We start from the raw sequence: 19,574 nt of genomic DNA on the forward strand, positions 1-19,574 counted from the left end.
ATGAAGCGATGCAGCCAATGTTTCAGCCATGGCAAGTCGTGTGGCTACGATTCCGGCTACCCCATTTTTTCTTCGAACAAAGGCTGGGAAATACCCGCATGCGTGACGCAAGTACTCGCGTTCTCCGCCCGGACTACTTGGCGGGCTGGTCGTCATTCCAGCCCTGTCAGGGCCCGAAGTACTCGCCTTCTCCCAGACTGTCCAAGGAATGGACACTTCCCTGGCGGCGGCCGAAGACGGCGCTACGACGTTGATGCGGCAATCTTGTGCCCATCTTGAGCAAAAAATGCGCTGGTGTTCGAAGCTTCCGGCGTGCTCCTTTAACCCCCGACGGCGGCCAGGTCACCTTCAGAAGGTGGCCCGACCGCCGTCGTGCATCTGTTTTGGGCTAGCCGTGGGCGGCGAGGATGGTGGAGGCTTCCTGGCGGGTGGTGCCGGAGGACTCGATGTGTGCCAGGGCTTCGGGGATTTCCCAGCCCTTCTTCCGCATCGCGGTGGCCCACAAACGCCCGGCCCGGTACGAGGACCGCACCAACGGCCCGGACATGACGCCGAGGAAGCCGATCTCTTCGGCTTCGTGCTGGAGGTCCACGAATTCCTGCGGCTTGACCCACCGGTCCACCGGCAAGTGCCGTTCGGACGGGCGAAGGTACTGGGTGATCGTGATCAGGTCACAACCGGCCTGGTGCAGGTCGCGCAGGGCCTCGGAGATTTCCTCCCGGGTCTCGCCCATGCCCAGGATCAGGTTCGACTTGGTCACCATGCCCAGATCCCGGCCCTGGGTGATGACATCCAGGGACCTCTCGTACCGGAACGCCGGACGGATCCGCTTGAAAATCCTCGGCACGGTCTCGACGTTGTGGGCGAACACCTCGGGCTTGGAATCACAGATCGCCGCGATGTGCTCAGGCTTGCCGGAGAAGTCCGGGATCAGCAACTCCACCCCGGTGCCCGGGTTCAGTTCATGGATCTTCCGGACCGTTTCGGCGTACAACCAGACACCCTCATCGGCCAGGTCATCACGGGCCACCCCGGTCACGGTGGCGTAGCGCAACTGCATCGCCTGGACACTCCGGGCCACCTTGGTGGGTTCGAACATGTCAACCGGGGAGGGCTTGCCGGTGTCGATCTGGCAGAAATCACAGCGCCGGGTGCACTCGGACCCGCCGATCAGGAACGTCGCTTCCTTGTCTTCCCAGCACTCGAAAATGTTCGGGCAGCCGGCCTCTTCACAGACTGTGTGCAGGCCTTCCTTCTTCACCAGGTTCTTGAGCTGGACAAACTCAGGTCCCATCTGGACCTTGGCCTTGATCCACTCAGGCTTACGTTCAACCGGTACCGCAGAATTACCCTGCTCAACGCGCAGCAACTTACGGCCTTCAGGTGCGAGTGTCATGGGGTTCCTTTACGTTGATCTTCAGCATTCGACGACGTTGACGGCGAGGCCGCCCATCGCGGTTTCCTTGTACTTATCGGACATGTCCTTGCCCGTCTCACGCATCGTCACGATCACCTCGTCCAGGGAAACCCGGTGCGTCCCGTCCCCCCACAACGCCATCTTCGCCGCGTTGATCGCCTTCGCCGCCGCGATCGCGTTCCGCTCAATACACGGAATCTGAACCAACCCCCCGATCGGATCACACGTCAACCCCAGATTATGCTCCATCGCGATCTCCGCAGCGTTCTCCACCTGACCCGGAGAACCACCCATCACCTCAGCCAACCCCGCAGCAGCCATCGACGACGCCGAACCAACCTCACCCTGACACCCCACCTCAGCACCGGAAATCGACGCCTGCTCCTTATACAACACACCCACCGCACCAGCAGCGAGCAGGAACTTCACCACCACATCATCCCTGTCCTGCTGACTGGCCTGATCCATGCCCGGAGCGTAATTCAACGCGTAATACAACACCGCCGGAATAATCCCCGCAGCACCATTGGTCGGCGCCGTCACCACCCGACCACCAGAAGCGTTCTCCTCATTGACCGCCAAAGCAATCAGGTTCACCCACTCCTGCCAATACTTCGGATCATTCCGGTCCTTGTCCTCCTTCAACAACCGCTCCAACCAATCAGGAGCACGACGCCGGACCCGCAACCCGCCAGGCAACACACCCTCACGCTTCAAACTGGTTTCAACACAGGCCTCCATCACCGACCAGATATGCAAAAGCCCCTCCCGGATCTCCTCCTCCGACCGCGACGCCCGCTCATTGATGAACATGATGTCCGAAATCCCCAACCCCTTGGACGCACACCTGCCCAACAACTCCGCCGCCGTCCTGAACGGCAACGGCAACTCCTTCTTCGACTCCTCCAACTCCTGCCGCGCAGCGTCCTCCTCACCCTCACGGACAATGAACCCACCACCAACCGAAAAGAACGTCGCCTCATGCACAGTGTTTCCCTCAGCATCAGCCACGGCGAACTTCATCCCGTTCGTATGCCGCGGCAACACCGTCAACGGATGCAACACCATATCCTCCACCGCATACGGCAAGGGGACCTCACCGGCGAGGTTGAGCTTGCCTGTCTCCGCGATCGAGGCCAGCCGCTCCTCCACCTCGTCCGGCAGGATCTCCTCGGGCTCGTAACCTTCCAGGCCCAGCAAGGTAGCCGTGAAGGTGCCATGCCCCTTGCCCGTGGCAGCCAAGGAGCCATAAAGATCAACACGGAGCCCGGCCACGGCAGGAAGCAAACCGGACTCACGCAGCTCACGGGCAAACACCGCCCCGGCCCGCATCGGCCCCACCGTGTGGGAACTCGACGGACCAATGCCCACAGAGAACAGATCGAAAACACCAACAGCCATAGCCGGGATCCCTTTCAGGGAAGAGTGAAACAAGACAAAGAATGTGGGGGCCGGGCCAATCCCGAGCCAAGGCGGCCCGGCCCCCGGAGGTCCCAGTGCGGACCTCCAACCCGGTCTTTATGTGGGCGCCCGTTCCCAAGCGACCGCCCACCCGGGAGATCAATGTGCCTACGCCGTGGAGCGCCTCGTCGGAAACGGGGGTTCGCTGCGAAACATGCCGTTCGCACGGCACATTCCGCAGCGAGCCCACGAATCGGACGGCACAACCGAGTGGCTACCCGAGGTTCGCAACTCCCGGGTACAGCGGGTGCGCGGCAGCGAGTGCCTCAACGCGGTGACGCAACCCGGTAAGGTCCGCATCGGCGTCGGCGATCAGTGCCACGGCGATGATGTCAGCGACCTCACGGAAGGCCGCTTCCCCGAAACCGCGCGTTGCCAGCGCAGGGGTGCCGATCCGCAGGCCAGAGGTGACCATGGGCGGGCGCGGGTCGAACGGGACGGCGTTGCGGTTGACGGTGATGTCGATCGCGGCGAGACGGTCCTCGGCCTGCTGGCCATCGAGTTCGCAGTTGCGCAGATCCACGAGGACCAGGTGCACGTCTGTTCCACCGGAAACCACGGAGATTCCCTTGGCAGCGACGTCGGGCTGGACCAGGCGTTCGGCCAGGATGCGCGAGCCTGCCAGGACGCGTTCCTGGCGCTCACGGAACTCCTCCGAAGCGGCAATCTTGAACGCGACAGCCTTGCCCGCGATCACGTGCTCCAGCGGTCCGCCCTGCTGGCCCGGGAACACGGCCGAGTTGATCTTCTTGGCGATGTCGGCGTCGTTGGACAGGATGATTCCGCCGCGCGGACCGGCGAGGGTCTTGTGCGTGGTGGAGGTGGTGACGTGGGCGTGCGGGACCGGCGAAGGGTGCAGGCCGGCAGCCACCAGGCCGGCGAAGTGGGCCATGTCCACCATCAGGTAGGCGCCCACGGAGTCAGCGATCCGGCGGAACTCAGCGAAGTCCAGCTGCCGCGCATACGCGGACCAGCCGGCCATGATCAGTGCCGGTTTGTGCTCCTGGGCCAGGCGCTCCACCTCAGCCATGTCCACAGTGTGGGTGTCCTCGCGAACCCCGTACGGGACCACGTTGTAGAGCTTGCCAGAGAAGTTGATCCGCATGCCGTGCGTGAGGTGGCCACCGTGGGCAAGGTTCAGGCCCATGATGGTGTCGCCCGGCTTGATCAGCGCGTGCATCACCGAGGCGTTCGCCTGTGCACCGGAGTGCGGCTGCACGTTCGCGTACTCGGCTCCGAACAATGCCTTGATGCGGTCAATGGCCAGCTGCTCAATGACGTCGACGTGTTCGCAGCCGCCGTAGTAGCGCTTGCCCGGGTAGCCCTCGGCGTACTTGTTGGTCAGCACTGAGCCCTGCGCCTGCATGACAGCCACCGCAGTGTGGTTCTCCGATGCGATCATTTCCAGGCCGTCGCGCTGGCGGCCCAGTTCGTCGTCGATCTTCGCGGCGATCTCGGGGTCCAGCTCGGAGAGCTGCGCGTCCAACGACGCCGACACAACCTGCTCGAATTCGGTCACGGCTGCCGGGTTCACAGTTCGCCTCCGTTGGCTGCTGCGTACTCTTCGGCCGACATGAGCGGACCTTCTTCGGTGGCGGCGACCTTGAACAGCCAGCCCTGGCCGTAGGGGTCGTTGTTGATCAGCGCGGGATCTCCGACAACGGCGTCGTTGATCTCGGTCACCTCACCCGTCACAGGCGAGTACAGATCCGATACCGACTTGGTGGACTCCACCTCGCCGCAGGTCTCCCCCGCGGTCACTGTGGAACCAACCTCGGGAAGGTCCACGTACACGATATCGCCCAGGGCGTCAGCGGCGACGGCGGAGATCCCGATCCCCACCGGCCCGTCCCCGTCAGCGGCAACCCACTCATGCTCGGCCGAGTACTTCAGTTCAGCTACTACCTTGCTCATTCCAATTCCTTCTCTCTCTTCGAGTTTTTGTACAGTTGATGCCCTCAAAAGGGCCTCATAAGGGCGTTATGTGTACGAAAACTCTCATTTTTGGCGCTTGTAGAACGGCAGCGGCACCACTTCGAAAGGCTCCGCTTTGCCGCGCAGGTCAATGTCCACGATGGTGCCAACCGCTGAATGTTCGACGTCGACATAGGCCAACGCCACCGGGTAACCGAGCGTCGGGCTTGGCTGGCCCGAGGTCACCTCACCGATCAGGGAACCGTCCTTGAGAACGGAGTAGTGCGCACGGGCGGCACGACGGCCGGTGCCCTTGAGGCCCACGAGCTTCTGGCCGATGGTGGATCCCACGCCGGCAGCCTTGATCGCGGCGAGTGCTTCCTTGCCAACAAAGTCGCTTTCCTTGGCCAGGGAAACTACCGGGCCCAGACCTGCGGCGTAGGCGTTCACGTGGCGGGAGAGTTCGTTGCCGTAGAGGGGCATTCCGGCTTCGAGGCGCAAGGAGTCCCGGGCGGCAAGGCCGGCGGGGATGAGTCCGTGGCCTTCGCCTGCTTCCAAGAGCGCTTCCCACAGACCGGGGGCGTCAACGTTCGGGATGTAGATCTCGAAGCCGTCTTCCCCGGTGTAACCCGTGCGGGCCAACAGCAAGTCCTGGGTGCCGCCGTCGAACGTGATGGAAACCTCCACCGCCGCGTAGTACTTCAGTTCCGTCACCAAGGAGCGCTGCTCGGCGGGTACCAGTTTCAGCAGGATCGCCTCGGCGTTTGGGCCCTGCACGGCAATCAGGGACGTCTCGGCGGAGGCGTCGTCAACCACGACGTCGAAGCCGGCTGACCGCTCCTTCAGTGCCGCCGCAACCACCTTGGCGTTGCCCGCATTGGGGACCACCAGGAAGTTATCGTCAGCGCGACGGTACGTGATGAGGTCGTCGATGATGCCGCCGTCGGCGTTGCAAATCAGCGAGTACTTGGCCTTGCCCACCGCAATCGCGGACAGCTTGCCCGCCAGGGCGTAGTCCAGGAACGCTGCGGCTTCGGGGCCGGTGACCCAGACTTCGCCCATATGGGAGAGGTCGAACAGGCCGGCTGCGTTGCGGACCGCGTGGTGCTCGGCGAGTTCGGACTCGTACTTGAGGGGCATCTGCCAGCCGCCGAAATCCGTGAAGGAAGCGCCGGCTTTTTTGTGCTGCTCATACAGGGCTGTGTAGTTCTCAGTCATCTCAGGAGTCCTTAGTTTTCGAAGTCCGTAAGGGGCGGGCAGGAGCACACCAGGTTGCGGTCGCCCGCGGCACCGTCGATGCGGCCAACCGGCGGGAAGTACTTGTCCTGCTTGAGGTGGTGGACCGGGAAAGCGGCCTGCTCACGCGGGTAGTCGCGGGCCCAATCGGAACTGACGACGGCGGCAGCCGTGTGCGGCGCGTTGCGCAGCGGCGACTTCTCAACAGTGAAATCACCGTTGGCCACCTGCTCGATTTCGGCACGGATGGCGATCATGGCTTCGATGAAGCGGTCGATCTCGGCCAGGTCCTCGGACTCGGTGGGTTCCACCATCAAGGTTCCCGCCACAGGGAAGGCCAGCGTGGGCGCGTGGAATCCGAAGTCGATGAGGCGCTTGGCTACGTCCTCGGCCGTGACGCCGGTCTTCGCGGTCAGCTCGCGGAGGTCCAGGATGCACTCGTGAGCCACAAGTCCGCCTTCACCTGTGTAGAGCACCGGGAAGTGCTCATCCAACCTGGAGGCAACATAGTTCGCGGCCAGCAGCGCGGACTTGGTTGCTTCGGTCAGACCCTGGCCGCCCATGAGCTTCACGTACGCCCAGGAGATCGGCAGGACGCCGGCGGAACCGTAGCGGGAGGCCGAAATCGCGACGCCGCCTTCGGCAGAATCACTGTTCGCGTCGCCGGGCATGAACGGTGCCAGGTGTGCCTTGGCTGCGACCGGGCCAACGCCCGGACCGCCACCGCCGTGCGGGATGCAGAAGGTCTTGTGCAGGTTCAGGTGCGAGACATCGCCACCGAACTTGCCCGGCTGGGCCAAGCCAACCAGCGCGTTGAGGTTGGCGCCGTCAACGTACACCTGGCCACCGGCGGCGTGGACCGCATCGCAGACTTCGCGGACGTCGGCGTCATACACACCGTGCGTGGACGGGTACGTGATCATGATGCAGGAGAGCGCGTCCTTGTTGGCCTCGATCTTGGCCTTCAGGTCGTCGTGGTCGATCGTGCCGTCGGATGCCGTCGCCACGACGACAACCTTCATGCCGGCCAGCACCGCGGAGGCAGCGTTCGTGCCGTGGGCCGAGGCCGGGATGAGGCAGACGTTGCGCTGCTCATCACCACGGGACAGGTGGTAGCCGCGGATCGCCAGGAGTCCGGCAAGCTCACCCTGGGAACCGGCGTTCGGCTGAATGGAGACCTGGTCGTAACCGGTGATCTCGGTGAGGTCGGCTTCCAGGTCTTCGATCAGTTCGCGCCAACCAGCCGTCTGGTGGTCCGGAGCGAACGGGTGGATCGAAGCGAACTCCGGCCAGGAAATGGCTTCCATCTCGGCCGTGGCGTTGAGCTTCATGGTGCACGAGCCCAGCGGGATCATGGTGCGGTCCAGCGCGAGGTCCCGATCGGACAGCTTGCGGATATAGCGCAACAGCTGCGTCTCGGAACGATGCGTGTTGAACACCGGGTGCTGCAGGAAATCAGAGGTGCGGACTACGGATTCGGGCAGTTCGAACCCGGAGGCGTCCCCCACCGGACCGGCACCAAAGGCGACGGCTACCGCGGAGAGGACTTCCGGCGTCGTGGTTTCATCAACCGAAACCCCCACGGTGTCGGCGTCGATGATCCGCAGGTTGATGCCGCGGGCTTCGGCGGCGGCGATGACCTTGTCTGCCTTGCCGGGGACGCGGACCGTGAGGGTGTCGAAGAAGGAGTCGGCAACGAGCTCGCGACCAGCCTTCTGCAGCGCAGTGGCAAGGGTGCGGGCGTGGCCGTGGACGGTTTCGGCGATCGCCTTCAGGCCTTCAGGGCCGTGGTAGACCGCGTACATGGAGGCCACGATGGCGAGCAAGGCCTGTGCCGTGCAGATGTTGGATGTGGCCTTTTCGCGGCGGATGTGCTGCTCGCGGGTCTGCAGCGCGAGGCGGTAGGCGGGGACGCCGGCGTTGTCCTTGGAGACGCCGACGATACGGCCCGGGAGCGTCCGCTCCATGCCTTCACGCACGGCCATGTAGGCCGCGTGCGGGCCGCCGAAGAACAGCGGAACACCGAAGCGCTGCGCAGTTCCGACGGCGACGTCGGCACCTTGTTCGCCCGGGGGTGTGATGAGGGTGAGCGCCAGCAAATCCGCGGCCACGGTGACCAGTGCGCCACGTTCCTTCGCATCGGAAATGACGGCGGAGTGGTCGAAAACCCGGCCCGAAGCACCGGGCTGCTGGAGGACGACGCCGTTGATGTCGCCGTCGGGCAGACCGGCGGAGAGGTCCGTGACCTCCACCTCGAAGCCCAGCGCCTCAGCGCGGCCCTTCACGATGGCGATGGTCTGCGGAAGGAGGTCGGCGTCCAGGACAGTCTTGCCATCCTTGGCCGTCTTGTTCTTGTTGGCGCGGCGCATCAGCAGCACGGCCTCGGCCACGGCGGTGGCTTCATCCAGCAGGGAAGCGTTCGCCACGGGAAGGCCGGTGAGATCCTGCACCATGGTCTGGAAGTTGAGGAGCGCTTCGAGGCGGCCCTGGGAAATTTCCGGCTGGTACGGCGTGTAGGCCGTGTACCACGCGGGAGCTTCCAGGATGTTGCGGCGGATGACCGGGGGCGTGACGGTGTCGTAGTAGCCCTGGCCGATCATCTGGACCGCGGTCTTGTTCTTGGATGCGAGCTTCCGCAGTTCGGCGAGGACCTGCACCTCGGTGAGGGCATCCTGCAGTTTCAAGGCCGTGTCCTGGCGGATGGAATCGGGGACGGCGACGTCCACCAGGCCGTCGACAGAGTCGTAGCCGATGGCCTTGAGCATGGTGTCAACATCGGCCTGGCGCCGGGCGCCGATGTGCCGGTCCGCGAAAGCGGTGGGGGTTGATTGAACAGTCAAGAGGAACTCCATGATTCAGGCGCCCACTGAGCGCCACGATGATGTGGGTTCCTCCCCGCTCTGTATTGGACCTGAGAGATTCCGCAGGAATGGTTGCCTGCTTGCACCGTCGGTGAGCCCGGTTACCCGAACTGCTTTCCAGAGTTGCCTAACCGCGGCGGTACATGGGCCTGAGAGATTCCTGGGGAGGATTTGCTCCTACGGCGCCTGACTGGATGTACCGGCAGGACTCTCCCGCCGCAGATCAAAAGCGTTGCGTCACGCGAGTGACACGCTTCACACCATAGCGTGGGGTTTCGCAAAAGTGCAAGCAAGCGGCCCCTACCCGTGCATGGCCTCGTGGATCTGAAGGGCGAACCAGAGCTGGGCCACCGTGGAGGTTTCACCCATGTCCAGGCCCGTCAGCTCACCGATTTTCCGGATCCGGTAGATGATGGTTTGCCGGTGCGTGAACAGGGTTGCCGCCGTCTTTTGCCAGGACCGCTGCGAGTCCAAATACGTCCGCAACGTGACAATGAGATCGCCTTCCTGGCTCTGCTCGTAGTCGAAAATCGGCCCAAGGAGCCGCCGGACCAACGCGGTCCCTTCCTCGAAACTGGTCAGGCCCAACCAGGACGGGCCCTGGGCATAACGGGCCAAACCCAGCTTGTTGGCCCGGGCGGAACCAAGCGCCCAGAGGGATTCCTGCAACGCGCGTTGGATATTCGCAACGGCTGCCGGCGCACTTATCCCGATCGCGGCATCCACACCGGCGCAATGCACCAGGACGTCGTCGGGCACGTCGGCAGGGACCACCACATGGAACCTGTTGTTCCGCTTCAACGACGCCGACGCAACCCCGTGCCGCCACAGTTCGATGTGCACGTTGGCCAGCCTGTCGCCGTCGTCCGCTTGAATCGAGGCGATCAGAAACCCAGCTGCCGGGACCCCGAAGGCCGCCAACCTGCTTTCCATCTCAGCCGCTCCCAGACGGCCGTCGAAGGCCTGAAGCAAGAACTCGCCCGCGGCCCGGTGCCGGCCTTCCAGCGACAGGACGATGCGCGAGAGCTGCAGTCCCAGCACGGTTGCGGCGTGCAGAAGTACGACGGCGTCCGGGTGCGGTTCGCTGTTGGGCAGCACCACCAAGAGCGCATTGGCATGGGTGGGAATATCCATGGTCAGCACATGCCTGCCCCGGATTCGGTGCCACTGGAAGTTCTTCCCGGCAGGGGTCACCTGCCCCGACGACGGCGCCCAGGCATCAGCGAGGAACTCCGGGAGTGCCTTCCCATCGGGGTGCCAGGGATGGAGGCAGCGGCGATCCACGACGAACAGGTCCGCGTCCAACTCGGTCGCCAGCCGCTGAACGAGGCTCTGCCAATGGTCCTCGGAGGCACCTGCGGTGCGGAGCAAATCATAGACGCGCGCCGTCTGCCGGAGCCGACGCGACTCTTCGAGCAGCGAGGACTCCGCAACCGACCTGGCGATGGCGATGAACGGCAAGGGATACGGAATATTGACCAGGGGCAAGGGGAGCCGATCGCACGCCGCCAGGAATTCCGCGGTCAGGGTCGGCGCGTGCATCTTCTCTCCGATGGCCAGGGCGCTGGCACCGCTGTCCATCAGAGCCTCCGCGAGCGCCACTTGCCCGTCTGCGTCGGCGGGAATCGAGAGACCATTGGTCATCATGAGTTCGCCGCCCGTGACCCACTCCCAGAGCCGGGGCAGGTCCGAGGTGTGAGCCCAGGTGATGCGGTTATCCATTCCTGCCGAGCCGGCCAGGATTGTCAGGCCCAGCTGCGGTTCGGCGACGAGTTCAGCGACGGTGATTGCCATGCCTTGGCCTCCCGGGGTGTGCCGGATGGTCGCCAGCACCGTTTAGACAAATGTATATGCAACTTAATCATTTGTAGTCGATCTACGGATAGTCGGAGTGACGCCGGTCACCCAAGAATTGAATGACTACTTCCCCGCTCCCCAAGAGCACTCACGAGAGAGGGTTGCAATGAGCGCAACAAGCAACCTCATTGACGATGCCCCACTGACCGCGTTCCACAAAAAGCTGACGTTCTTCGCCTCCGGCGGTCCGTTCATCGATGGCTACGCGTTGTCGATCATCGGCATCGCCCTGATCACAATGACCCCCGGACTGCAGCTGAGTACCGGGGAAATTGGACTGATCGGTGCCGCCAGCCTGGTAGGCATCTTCTTCGGCGGCGCCGTCTTCGGGTGGCTCACGGACAAGATCGGCCGCCACAAAATGTATATTGCCGACCTCATAGCGCTGGCCGTCTTCTCGCTGCTGAACGGCTTTGCCACTGAGGTCTGGCAAGTAGTCCTGTGCAGGTTCTTCCTGGGGATGGCCATCGGCGCCGACTACCCCATCGCCACGTCGCTCCTGGCAGAGTTCCTGCCCAAGAAGCACCGCGGCCGCCTGCTTGGGGCCACCTTTGTGGTCTGGGCTGTTGGCGCAGCGGTCGCCTACGCCGTCGGATTCCTGCTCCGCGACATGGGACCGGACGCTTGGCGCTGGATGGTCGCCAGCCCGGCGATCTTCGCCATCATCACCCTGCTGTGCCGGCTCGGGACACCTGAGTCGCCACGCTGGCTGCTGTCACGTGGTCGCCGTGAGGAGGCTGATGCAGTCATCAAGAAGGTCTACGGACAGCAGTATGGGCTGGCTGATATCGCTTCCGACAGCGAGGGACCGGCGAAGCAAGGCAGGTTCCTGGACATTTTCCGGGGCCAGTTCTGGAAGCGGACGTTGTTTGTTTCCATTTTCTGGACAGCCCAGGTGATCCCACTCTTTGCTGTGTACACCTTCGCCCCTGACCTTCTGGCATCCTTCGGAATGCACGGAGACGCCAACCTCTACGGAGGATCGTTCTTGATTTCCATGTTGTTTGTTGTCGGTGGCATCCCCGGACTGTGGCTGGTGGAAAGAATCGGCCGACGCCGGCTGCTTCTCTGGAGCTTCGGGGTCATCGTGGTGGCCTTGGCCATCCCGGCTTTCATTCCCGACGTCCAGGCCGCGCCGTTGTTCATCGCCTTGGCCGTATTCGCTTTGGCTTCCGGCGCCTCCAGCTTCCTCGAAGTCGTCTACCCCAACGAACTCTTTCCCACCGAAGTGCGGGCAACGGCAGTGGGTTTTGGTACCGCCATCAGCCGCATCGGATCTGCCGCCAGCACTTACCTGATGCCCATCGCAATAGTGAGCTTCGGCGCCGCCGGTTCCCTGCTCATCGGCGCCGTGATCTCCCTGGTCGGTTTGGTGGCGACCTTCCTGCTCGCGCCGGAAACGGCCAACAAATCCCTTTCAGAACTCACCTCCCGTAAGAATCCGGGCACCCCGGAGCCGAATAAAGTAACCGAAGGATCCCTGTCATGACCACTCACCAGCCCGTCGGACCAGTCGATGCCACCAAGGTTCCCCGCTTCGCAGGATTGGGTACCTTTGCCCGTCTGCCGCAGATTGACCGCGTCCCCGACTACGACATTGCCATTGTCGGCGTACCGTTCGACGGCGGTACCTCCTACCGCCCAGGGGCCCGGTTTGGTCCGGCCGCAGTCCGCGAAGCCTCCCGCCTCCTGCGCCCCGGTTACCACCCGGAGCTCGATGTGGAGCCAGTCAACGAAGTCCAGGTCGTGGATGCAGGGGATATCGCCTGCACTCCTTATGACATCGCCCGTGCCATCCGCGAGATCGAGGAGCAAGCCCGTCCGCTGATCAGCCAGGACAGGAAACTCATCTCCATCGGCGGCGACCACACCATCGCGCTCCCCATGTTGCAGGCGCTCAACAAAGTGCACGGACCAGTGGCGCTACTCCATTTCGATGCCCACCTGGACACCTGGGACACGTACTTCGACCAGCCGGTCACGCACGGAACAATCTTCCGGAGGGCGTTCGAGGAGGGCTTGCTGTTGGAAGACAAGTCGATGCATGTGGGTATCCGTGGTCCTGTGTATGACCGCAACGACTTCCTGCGCGACCACGAGTTCGGTTTCCAAATCATTCGCTGCTCGGACCTGGATGTCATAGGCGTCCCGGCGGCGATCGACCAGGTCAGGCAGCGGTTGGGCGACACCCCCGTCTACGTTTCCATCGACATCGACGTCCTGGACCCGTCCTACGCACCCGGCACCGGCACCCCGGAGATGGGTGGTCTGCATTCCCGGGAGCTCCTGGCACTGCTCCGCGGACTCAACGGCATCAACATCGTGGGCGCCGACGTCGTAGAAGTGGCACCGGCGTATGACCATGCCGACATCACCAGTGTTGCCGCAGCAACTGTGGTGTTTGACCTCTTGGCCCTGATGGTCAACCGGGGAAAGGGCGCCAGCGTGTCAGGCTTCGAACTCGAAGAAGCTACAGCCTGATCCTCAGGGGCGCCGTCCCGCACTGAGTGGGGGTCAAGTTTCCTCCCTGGTCACTTGACCCCCACTGGAAACACCGGAATGGTAGTTTGATTCCTGCTGAGGCAGACAACGCACCCAACCGGAGGACCATCCATGTTTAAGGGTTTCAAGGACTTCATACTTCGCGGAAACGTGATCGAACTGGCTATCGCTGTCGTTATCGGCAGTGCATTCACCGCACTCGTCGGAGCTTTCACCAACCACATCATCAACCCGGTGATCGCCGCCGCCGGCGGCATGAACGCCGAAGGCCTGGGCTTCAAGATCTGGGAAAACAACCCCGCTACCTTTGTCGATTTCGGCGCCGTGCTCACCGCACTCGTGACCTTTGTGATCACCGCAGCCGTGGTCTACTTCATCTTCGTGGCACCCATGAACAAGATCAACTCACTGGTCAAGGACCGCCTCTCCACCGAGGAGCCCGAGGAAGAGCCGCTTCCGGCCGACACCGCGCTGCTTGCCGAGATCCGCGACCTCTTGAAGGATGCGGCCGCCGCCCGCGGAAATGCCCGGGACTTGGACGACGACTCCATCCGCTAGGAAAGCCCGCCGCACATCCCTGTTGTTGCGGCCTTTCACGTTTGGACAAGTAGAGCCCGGCACTACCCCTGAGGGAGTGCCGGGCTCTACGTTTGTCCGCCCAGATACATGGGCCACTCACCGGGCATGACCGGCCGGCTACCCGGAAGTAGCCGGAACGTGACGCACCAGCAACGGGTTCGAAACAGGCGCGGGGCAGCATGGAACCATGAAGCGCAACCCGAGCAACCCCGTTACCGCGGACCTGCGGTGCGATGTCTGCGGCCAACTGCCCGAACCGCCCAAAGCCAGGCTGACCCTGGCCAACATCGCGGTCATGCTTCCCATTGAACTTCTGGTCCATGCGGCGGTGGTGGAAACCCATCTTCCCTATCTGGCCAAGGTCCTGCTGCTCACCGTGACCGCGACCGTCCTGGTGATCTGGGTCGCCGAGCCCTCCGCCGCGAAGGTCCTCAGGCGCTGGTTGCACGCCCCGGCACTCCGCCACCGGCACAAGCTGAACATGGCGCCTGCCCTGTGGCGGGCGCGGACCCTCGTGCTGGACCAACCCGGATCCCTGCAGAGGATTACCCAATCGCTCGCCCGCTTGGAGACCAACATCCTGAGCATCCATGTTCATCCGATGGGCGGCACCGGGCCTGACGGCAGCGTCATGGACGAGTTCGTCCTCTCCGCCCCGGGCGAGGTCACCGAGGTTGAACTGCTGAAGGCATTGGACGACGGCGGCGGGCGTGGGTCCCAGGTCTGGCCGACCACCGCGCTGGCCATGGCCGACGGACAAACCAGGGCCCTGAGCCTGGCCGCCCGGGTCGCCGGAAATCCTGCTGAGCTCCCACACGCCTTGGCTGAGCTGCTGTCCGCAAAAGTAGTGCCCAACAGTCCGGAACGTCGGCCACCCGGGGCCGCGACCGCCGTCGTGGGTTCCACGGATGTGCTGAAGGTTCCCACCGCCTGGCATGGTCCACTCCTGTTCTCCCGCCCGGGCGAGCCGTTCACTCCGGCCGAATCCGCGAGGGCCCATCGCTTGGCTGAACTGGCCGAAATCCTGGCTTACGGCCCTGCCCCCACCCCGGCGAGGGACTGACGGTATCCCGGTCGCCTGCAGGATTCGTGTCGTGAGGCACTCCTGGACTTCCAACGTGCGAATATTTGTCCACCATTCGCATCTTTCCCATGGGGGACCTTTGTCTGAAAACACTCACTCCGGCACGCCCGAAACTGCCGGGAACAACACCAACACACCCGAACCGCAGTACGGCGTACGACTTCCCGAAGGGACCGGCCCGGACGTTCCGGCATGGCACCCGGAAGCCCAACACATCCAAGCAATCTACGGCCAACCCATCTCTGTTACTCCCCGCGAAGACGTGGGACGCGGAGCCCTGTTTGCACTGGCTGCCCTGCCCATCGGCGTTATCTTGTGGATGGCCATATGGAGCCTCGGGTGGATGTCCTCCCTGGTGACATTTGCCGCCGCCGTCATGGCCGCCAAATTCTACGTAGCTGGCGCGGGAGCCCTGAGCCGAAAAGGCGTGTGGATCGTCGTCGGCGTAACTGTGGTGACGGCACTGTCGTCATTCGTCGGTGGCGTGTGGCTCGACGTTGTCCAGTTCCTCGGCCGCGAGCCCCTGGCCATGGTCATGAATTCCGAACCTTGGGCCCTGATGGCCGACAACCTCGCATACAACCCGGAGTTCATCAGCGGATACATGAAGGACTTCCTGCTCGCGCTGCTCTTCGGTGCCCTTGGATGCTTCTTCACCCTGCGCCAGATGTTTACCGCAACCAAGGCCTCCTAGGACGGGCGGCGGCTGATTCCGCTGCGTTCCTTCCCCGTTGCTTCTCCGGCGTCACCGTGTTTTTCATTCGACACGCGGTGTCCCTTGGGTCTGGCATGGAGCAACCGGGGAGGAACGCGGGGTCGGCCCCCGCGGCGGGTTAGTCGCCGTCGATCTTCTCCAGCAGTTTGCCCAGAGCATCACGGATGTCGTCGTAGTCGTATTGGCCCGCTCTGCTCTCCGCCGAGATCACTGCACAGCGGTGGACCTTCTTGAAGTCACCGATCGGGAATTGTAGTGTCCCTTTTGGTCATCCGGATGCTCGTCGTCCACGCCGAGAAACCACTTTGAGTATTCGGCATGTCCGTGTTTGTCTAGGAACGAGTTTTCATCCCCGGTGGAAGGGGCATGCTCGCTCCAGTCGTCCCTGGTGTCTTTGACGGCCTTGCCATCACGGATCAGATGCTTCGCGTTCTCGAATGCCTTCTTGTTGAGTTTCACGGTCATGGCTCAACCTCGTTCATGGTGCGATCGGAAAGGACAGGTTACTTCCTATCGTTCACCTTAGGACGCGGACCCAGAGTCGAAAAGACCCCTGCCGCCAGCAAGCCGGGGCCCGGACCTTGGGGAAGGAAGCGAACCCCTATTTGAGAATGCGGACCTTGACGGCCACACCGCGTTCCTTCATCACCAACCGCCGGCCAATGGGGCCTTTCTGGCGGAGCCACAGGACGCTGCCATCGAACGTCACCGCATCCACGACTCCCTCGTCCACCACTTCCTTGCCGCTCAGGACCTGGACAGTTTGACCCACGAGTGATCTCCAGTCGGACACCCGTCTGCCCCCTGATCGATCAAAGCTGACCCCGAACAGCGAATCTTTCGCACCCTGTTTCAACCGACGACTCCTCGCGTCCTCTACAAACCCTGTACAGGAGGTGTGCTGCCACGGCTCAGTCCATGACGCGATTCCCGGCCAAATTAATCCATGCCCACAACTTAATGACGCTACAGTGCCTTTACGGCGCCGAGTACCTTGGTCAACGAGTCCTTGGCATCACCAAACAACAGCGTGGTCTGGGGTTCGTAGAGAAGTTCGTTCTCAATCCCTGCGAAACCGGGGCGCATGGAGCGTTTGAGGAACACCACCTGCCGTGCGTCAGCAACCTCCAGGATGGGCATCCCGTAAATCGGTGAACCGGCGGTGGTCTTCGCGGCGGGGTTCACGACGTCGTTGGCGCCTACTACCAAGGCGACGTCCGCGGTCTTGAATTCGGAGTTGATCTCGCTCATTTCCTTGAGGGACTCATAAGGAACATTGGCCTCCGCCAGCAGGACATTCATGTGTCCAGGCATGCGCCCGGCGACGGGGTGGATGGCGAAGTCCACTTCGATTCCGCGCGATTCCAGGGCCAGCGCCAATTCAGCCGCCGTGTGCTGCCCTTGAGCCACCGCGAGGCCGTAGCCGGGGACGATGATCACCCTTTGCGCGTACCCGAGCAGGACCGCTACGTCCTCGGCACTGGACGAACGCACCGGCCGCTCACTCACAGCGGTGGATCCGGCCGTGGACCCGCCTTTGAAGGCGCCGAACATAATGCCGGCAACACTGCGTCCCATCGCCGCCGCCATGGCCCGCGTGAGGATGGTGCCCGACGCCCCAACCAAGGTCCCGGCCACTAAGAGCAGCACGTTCCCCAGCACCAGTCCGGACGCAGCTACGGCCAAACCCGTAAACGCGTTCAGCAGGGAAATGACGATCGGGACATCGGCCCCACCTACCGGGAGCACCAGAAGGACGCCGGCAACGAGTCCAAGAACCAGGAGGATCAACGCCAACAGCAGCGAACCGTTCAGGATCACTGCAACGCCAGCACCCACTGCCGCCAGCAGCACCAGGGCCATGAGCGCAGGAAGCCCGGGGAAGGTCACAGGCCGGGTGGTCATGAGGCCTTGGAGTTTCGCAAAGGTCACTCCCGAGCCGGCGAAAGAGACTGCGCCCACCAGCAAGGTGAACACAATCGCCAGGCGGACCCAGGAGTCGCTGGTGTGGGAAAGCTCCAGCAAGGCAACCAAGGCCGCAGCGCCACCGCCCACGCCGTTGAAAAGAGCCACCAACTGCGGCATCTGCGTCATTTGCACCTTGCGGGCAACCGGAGCGGCCACTCCGGCACCAACGGCAACAGCTCCCAGTATCCAGGGCACGTTATCCAGCTTCACCGACACAAACACGGTCACCACGGCCAGGAGGGCTCCGACTGCCCCGATCAGGTTTCCCCGCCGGGCCGTGCGCGGCGAGTTCAGGCCTTTGAGGGCAAGGATGAAACAGGCTGCTGCCGCAAGATACAGGAGTGCCGTCCAGGTGGGATTCAACAGTGTCACGGGCGGCGCTCCTCAGCCGCACCTGCTGCGGCGTCAGCTTTCGACGGCGGCCGCTGCCTTCCCCGGAACATCTCCAGCATGCGGTCGGTCACCACGAAACCGCCCACGAGGTTGGCTGTGGCCAGGACGACAGCGAGCAGGGCGACCGCCAACACCCAGGGATCGCCTGCTTGGCCTGCCACGATGATGGCCCCTACCAGGATGATGCCGTGAATCGCGTTCGCCCCCGACATCAGGGGCGTGTGCAGGGTGCTGGAGACTTTGGAAACAACCTCAAAGCCCACGAACACGGCCAGCACAGTGATTGTCAGCAGGCTCATGCCGTCCATCAGCGCCCTCCTTCGGTCCCGGGGTGGATACTTCCAAAGGGTGCTTCCCCGCCCGCGAGCGCGGTGAGTGCTTCCGCCGTGGGTGCGTGCCGGACCGTGCCTTCGTGGGTGAGGCAGGTCCCGGCCGCCACTTCGTCCTCGAAGTCCGGGGAAACCACGCCATCCCGGGTCATCAACGCCAGCAGGTTGGCCACGTTCTTGGCATACAAGCGGGAGGCATCTGCGGGCATCGCCGAGGCCACATCCTTCATTCCCACCAGGGTTACTGTGCCTTGGCCATCGCCGGTGGGGATGGAAATGTCCTGCCCGGGAATGCTTCCCTCCACGTTCCCGCCCGATTCTGCGGCGAGGTCCACCACCACGGATCCCGGCCTCATGCCCTGCACCATGTCCCGGCTGACCAGCAGGGGCGCCCGCCTGCCCGGAACTGCAGCAGTAGTAATCAGCACATCGGCCTGTGCCACATGCGGTGTCAGAAGCGCCCGTTGAAGCGCTCCCCTGTCCTCGCTGAGCTCCCGCGCGTATCCCCCGGAGGCCTCTGCTGTCTCGAGGTCCAGCTTGATGAACGTTCCGCCCATGGAGGCAACCTCGTCGGCTGACGCCGGCCGGATGTCGTTGGCAGAGACCCTGGCGCCTAGCCTTTTGGCGGTGCCGATGGCCTGCAGCCCGGCCACCCCTGCCCCCAGCACCAGAACGCGGGCCGGAGGGATAGTTCCGGCCGCCGTCATGTACAGCGGGAAGAACCGAGGCAGCCGCATAGCGGCCTCCAGCACACAGCGGTAGCCCGCCACAAGCGCCTGGGAGGTCAGTGCGTCCATGGACTGGGCACGTGAAATGCGCGGTACGAGTTCCAATGCAAAAGCGGTGATTCCGCCGGCCGCGAGCGCCCTGACGGTAGGCAACTCCGACGACGGCGACCCCAGGCCCACGGTGACGCAACCCCGGCGGAGGGCTCCCGCCGTCGACGGTTCCATGGGACGGACGTGGCAGTAGACGTCCAGCGATCCGAGGTCCAACGACCCCACCACGGACGCTCCTGCGCTGCGGTAGTCGTCGTCGCTGTGGCCGGAGGCGAGCCCCGCGCCGGATTCAACGTCCACCGCCAGGCCGAGGCCCACTAGTTGCTTGATTGTTTCCGGCGTGGCTGCCACCCGCCGCTCGCCGTCGAGCGCTTCGCGTGCTATGCCTGCTTTCACCCGCCACCCCTCTTCCGGAACGCTCCAGAAACCAGTTGGCATGAGTCTATGACCGCGAGGGTCCGGGCGGGAGTAGGGGGCTG

The 19,574-nt window shown here is 63.5% G+C and carries 17 protein-coding genes and 1 riboswitch; of the genes, 5 read left to right on the forward strand and 12 right to left on the reverse strand.

Annotated features, from left to right (window positions below; genetic code table 11):
• Window positions 1-388 precede the first annotated feature (388 nt).
• From lipA to HMI60_RS19230, 7 genes are all read right to left on the reverse strand, one after another.
• Window positions 389-1,396 (reverse strand): lipoyl synthase, encoded by a 1,008-nt coding sequence (gene lipA / locus HMI60_RS19200; protein WP_193590229.1) that lies wholly within the window; start codon window positions 1,394-1,396, stop codon window positions 389-391.
• A gap of 21 nt (window positions 1,397-1,417) precedes the next feature.
• Window positions 1,418-2,818: an L-serine ammonia-lyase gene (locus HMI60_RS19205; RefSeq protein WP_189076555.1), complete on the reverse strand. Its 1,401-nt coding sequence runs from the start codon at window positions 2,816-2,818 to the stop codon at window positions 1,418-1,420.
• Window positions 2,819-3,092: 274 nt separating this feature from the next.
• Window positions 3,093-4,412, reverse strand: coding sequence for a serine hydroxymethyltransferase (glyA, locus tag HMI60_RS19210; protein ID WP_281445067.1), 1,320 nt, complete (start codon window positions 4,410-4,412; stop codon window positions 3,093-3,095).
• Window positions 4,409-4,792, reverse strand: coding sequence for a glycine cleavage system protein GcvH (gene gcvH / locus HMI60_RS19215; RefSeq protein ID WP_018780328.1), 384 nt, complete (start codon window positions 4,790-4,792; stop codon window positions 4,409-4,411). The genes glyA and gcvH overlap by 4 nt, the downstream gene beginning before the upstream one ends.
• An 84-nt stretch (window positions 4,793-4,876) precedes the next feature.
• Window positions 4,877-6,010, reverse strand: coding sequence for a glycine cleavage system aminomethyltransferase GcvT (gene gcvT / locus HMI60_RS19220; RefSeq protein WP_193590230.1), 1,134 nt, complete (start codon window positions 6,008-6,010; stop codon window positions 4,877-4,879).
• 11 nt (window positions 6,011-6,021) lie between these two features.
• The gene (gene gcvP, locus HMI60_RS19225) at window positions 6,022-8,868 is read right to left on the reverse strand and encodes an aminomethyl-transferring glycine dehydrogenase (protein ID WP_193590231.1); all 2,847 of its coding nucleotides are present in this window, start codon (window positions 8,866-8,868) and stop codon (window positions 6,022-6,024) included.
• A gap of 148 nt (window positions 8,869-9,016) precedes the next feature.
• Window positions 9,017-9,115, reverse strand: a riboswitch (glycine riboswitch).
• Window positions 9,116-9,189: 74 nt separating this feature from the next.
• Entirely contained in the window at window positions 9,190-10,683 is a 1,494-nt protein-coding gene (locus HMI60_RS19230; RefSeq protein ID WP_193590232.1) for a PucR family transcriptional regulator, read from the reverse strand.
• Between the two features lie 169 nt (window positions 10,684-10,852).
• Between HMI60_RS19230 and HMI60_RS19235 the strand changes: the two genes are divergently transcribed.
• From HMI60_RS19235 to HMI60_RS19255, 5 genes are all read left to right on the forward strand, one after another.
• Window positions 10,853-12,235: an MFS transporter gene (locus tag HMI60_RS19235; protein ID WP_039243388.1), complete on the forward strand. Its 1,383-nt coding sequence runs from the start codon at window positions 10,853-10,855 to the stop codon at window positions 12,233-12,235.
• Window positions 12,232-13,227, forward strand: coding sequence for an agmatinase (speB, locus tag HMI60_RS19240; RefSeq protein WP_018780333.1), 996 nt, complete (start codon window positions 12,232-12,234; stop codon window positions 13,225-13,227). The genes HMI60_RS19235 and speB overlap by 4 nt, the downstream gene beginning before the upstream one ends.
• 132 nt (window positions 13,228-13,359) lie before the next feature.
• A complete protein-coding gene (mscL, locus tag HMI60_RS19245) occupies window positions 13,360-13,806 on the forward strand; it encodes a large conductance mechanosensitive channel protein MscL (protein ID WP_055973364.1) in 447 nt (148 codons plus the stop codon).
• Window positions 13,807-14,014: 208 nt separating this feature from the next.
• Window positions 14,015-14,890 carry an amino acid-binding protein gene (locus HMI60_RS19250; protein WP_193590233.1) on the forward strand — a complete coding sequence of 292 codons (876 nt, stop codon included), beginning with the start codon at window positions 14,015-14,017 and terminating at the stop codon, window positions 14,888-14,890.
• 100 nt (window positions 14,891-14,990) lie between these two features.
• On the forward strand, window positions 14,991-15,605 hold the full coding sequence (locus HMI60_RS19255) for a hypothetical protein (RefSeq protein ID WP_064723814.1): 615 nt from the start codon (window positions 14,991-14,993) through the stop codon (window positions 15,603-15,605).
• Window positions 15,606-15,833: 228 nt separating this feature from the next.
• Here the strand turns inward: HMI60_RS19255 and HMI60_RS19260 are convergent, their stop codons facing one another.
• From HMI60_RS19260 to HMI60_RS19280, 5 genes are all read right to left on the reverse strand, one after another.
• Window positions 15,834-16,091, reverse strand: a complete 258-nt coding sequence (locus HMI60_RS19260; RefSeq protein WP_227453604.1) for a hypothetical protein — start codon at window positions 16,089-16,091, stop codon at window positions 15,834-15,836.
• 136 nt (window positions 16,092-16,227) lie between these two features.
• Window positions 16,228-16,398: a hypothetical protein gene (locus tag HMI60_RS19265; RefSeq protein ID WP_018780338.1), complete on the reverse strand. Its 171-nt coding sequence runs from the start codon at window positions 16,396-16,398 to the stop codon at window positions 16,228-16,230.
• 194 nt (window positions 16,399-16,592) lie between these two features.
• On the reverse strand, window positions 16,593-17,966 hold the full coding sequence (locus HMI60_RS19270) for an NAD(P)(+) transhydrogenase (Re/Si-specific) subunit beta (protein WP_193590234.1): 1,374 nt from the start codon (window positions 17,964-17,966) through the stop codon (window positions 16,593-16,595).
• A complete protein-coding gene (locus tag HMI60_RS19275) occupies window positions 17,963-18,295 on the reverse strand; it encodes an NAD(P) transhydrogenase subunit alpha (RefSeq protein WP_055973351.1) in 333 nt (110 codons plus the stop codon). Before HMI60_RS19275 ends, HMI60_RS19270 begins: the two co-directional genes overlap by 4 nt.
• Complete coding sequence (locus tag HMI60_RS19280) at window positions 18,295-19,491, reverse strand: Re/Si-specific NAD(P)(+) transhydrogenase subunit alpha (protein ID WP_193590235.1); 1,197 nt, start codon at window positions 19,489-19,491, stop codon at window positions 18,295-18,297. The genes HMI60_RS19275 and HMI60_RS19280 overlap by 1 nt, the downstream gene beginning before the upstream one ends.
• Between the last annotated feature and the right edge of the window lie 83 nt (window positions 19,492-19,574).

This window comes from Paenarthrobacter sp. YJN-D (assembly GCF_015040335.1).
Lineage (GTDB): Bacteria > Actinomycetota > Actinomycetes > Actinomycetales > Micrococcaceae > Arthrobacter > Arthrobacter nicotinovorans.

What these genes read in the sequence shown, in the direction of transcription:
- HMI60_RS19230 (WP_193590232.1), bottom strand. Translation starts at nt 10,683, where the DNA reads ATGGCAATCACCGTCGCTGAACTCGTCGCCGAACCGCAGCTGGGCCTG.
- HMI60_RS19250 (WP_193590233.1), top strand. Translation starts at nt 14,015, where the DNA reads ATGAAGCGCAACCCGAGCAACCCCGTTACCGCGGACCTGCGGTGCGAT.
- speB (WP_018780333.1), top strand. Translation starts at nt 12,232, where the DNA reads ATGACCACTCACCAGCCCGTCGGACCAGTCGATGCCACCAAGGTTCCC.
- mscL (WP_055973364.1), top strand. Translation starts at nt 13,360, where the DNA reads ATGTTTAAGGGTTTCAAGGACTTCATACTTCGCGGAAACGTGATCGAA.
- lipA (WP_193590229.1), bottom strand. Translation starts at nt 1,396, where the DNA reads ATGACACTCGCACCTGAAGGCCGTAAGTTGCTGCGCGTTGAGCAGGGT.
- HMI60_RS19260 (WP_227453604.1), bottom strand. Translation starts at nt 16,091, where the DNA reads ATGACCGTGAAACTCAACAAGAAGGCATTCGAGAACGCGAAGCATCTG.
- gcvH (WP_018780328.1), bottom strand. Translation starts at nt 4,792, where the DNA reads ATGAGCAAGGTAGTAGCTGAACTGAAGTACTCGGCCGAGCATGAGTGG.
- HMI60_RS19235 (WP_039243388.1), top strand. Translation starts at nt 10,853, where the DNA reads ATGAGCGCAACAAGCAACCTCATTGACGATGCCCCACTGACCGCGTTC.
- gcvT (WP_193590230.1), bottom strand. Translation starts at nt 6,010, where the DNA reads ATGACTGAGAACTACACAGCCCTGTATGAGCAGCACAAAAAAGCCGGC.
- HMI60_RS19275 (WP_055973351.1), bottom strand. Translation starts at nt 18,295, where the DNA reads ATGGACGGCATGAGCCTGCTGACAATCACTGTGCTGGCCGTGTTCGTG.
- HMI60_RS19205 (WP_189076555.1), bottom strand. Translation starts at nt 2,818, where the DNA reads ATGGCTGTTGGTGTTTTCGATCTGTTCTCTGTGGGCATTGGTCCGTCG.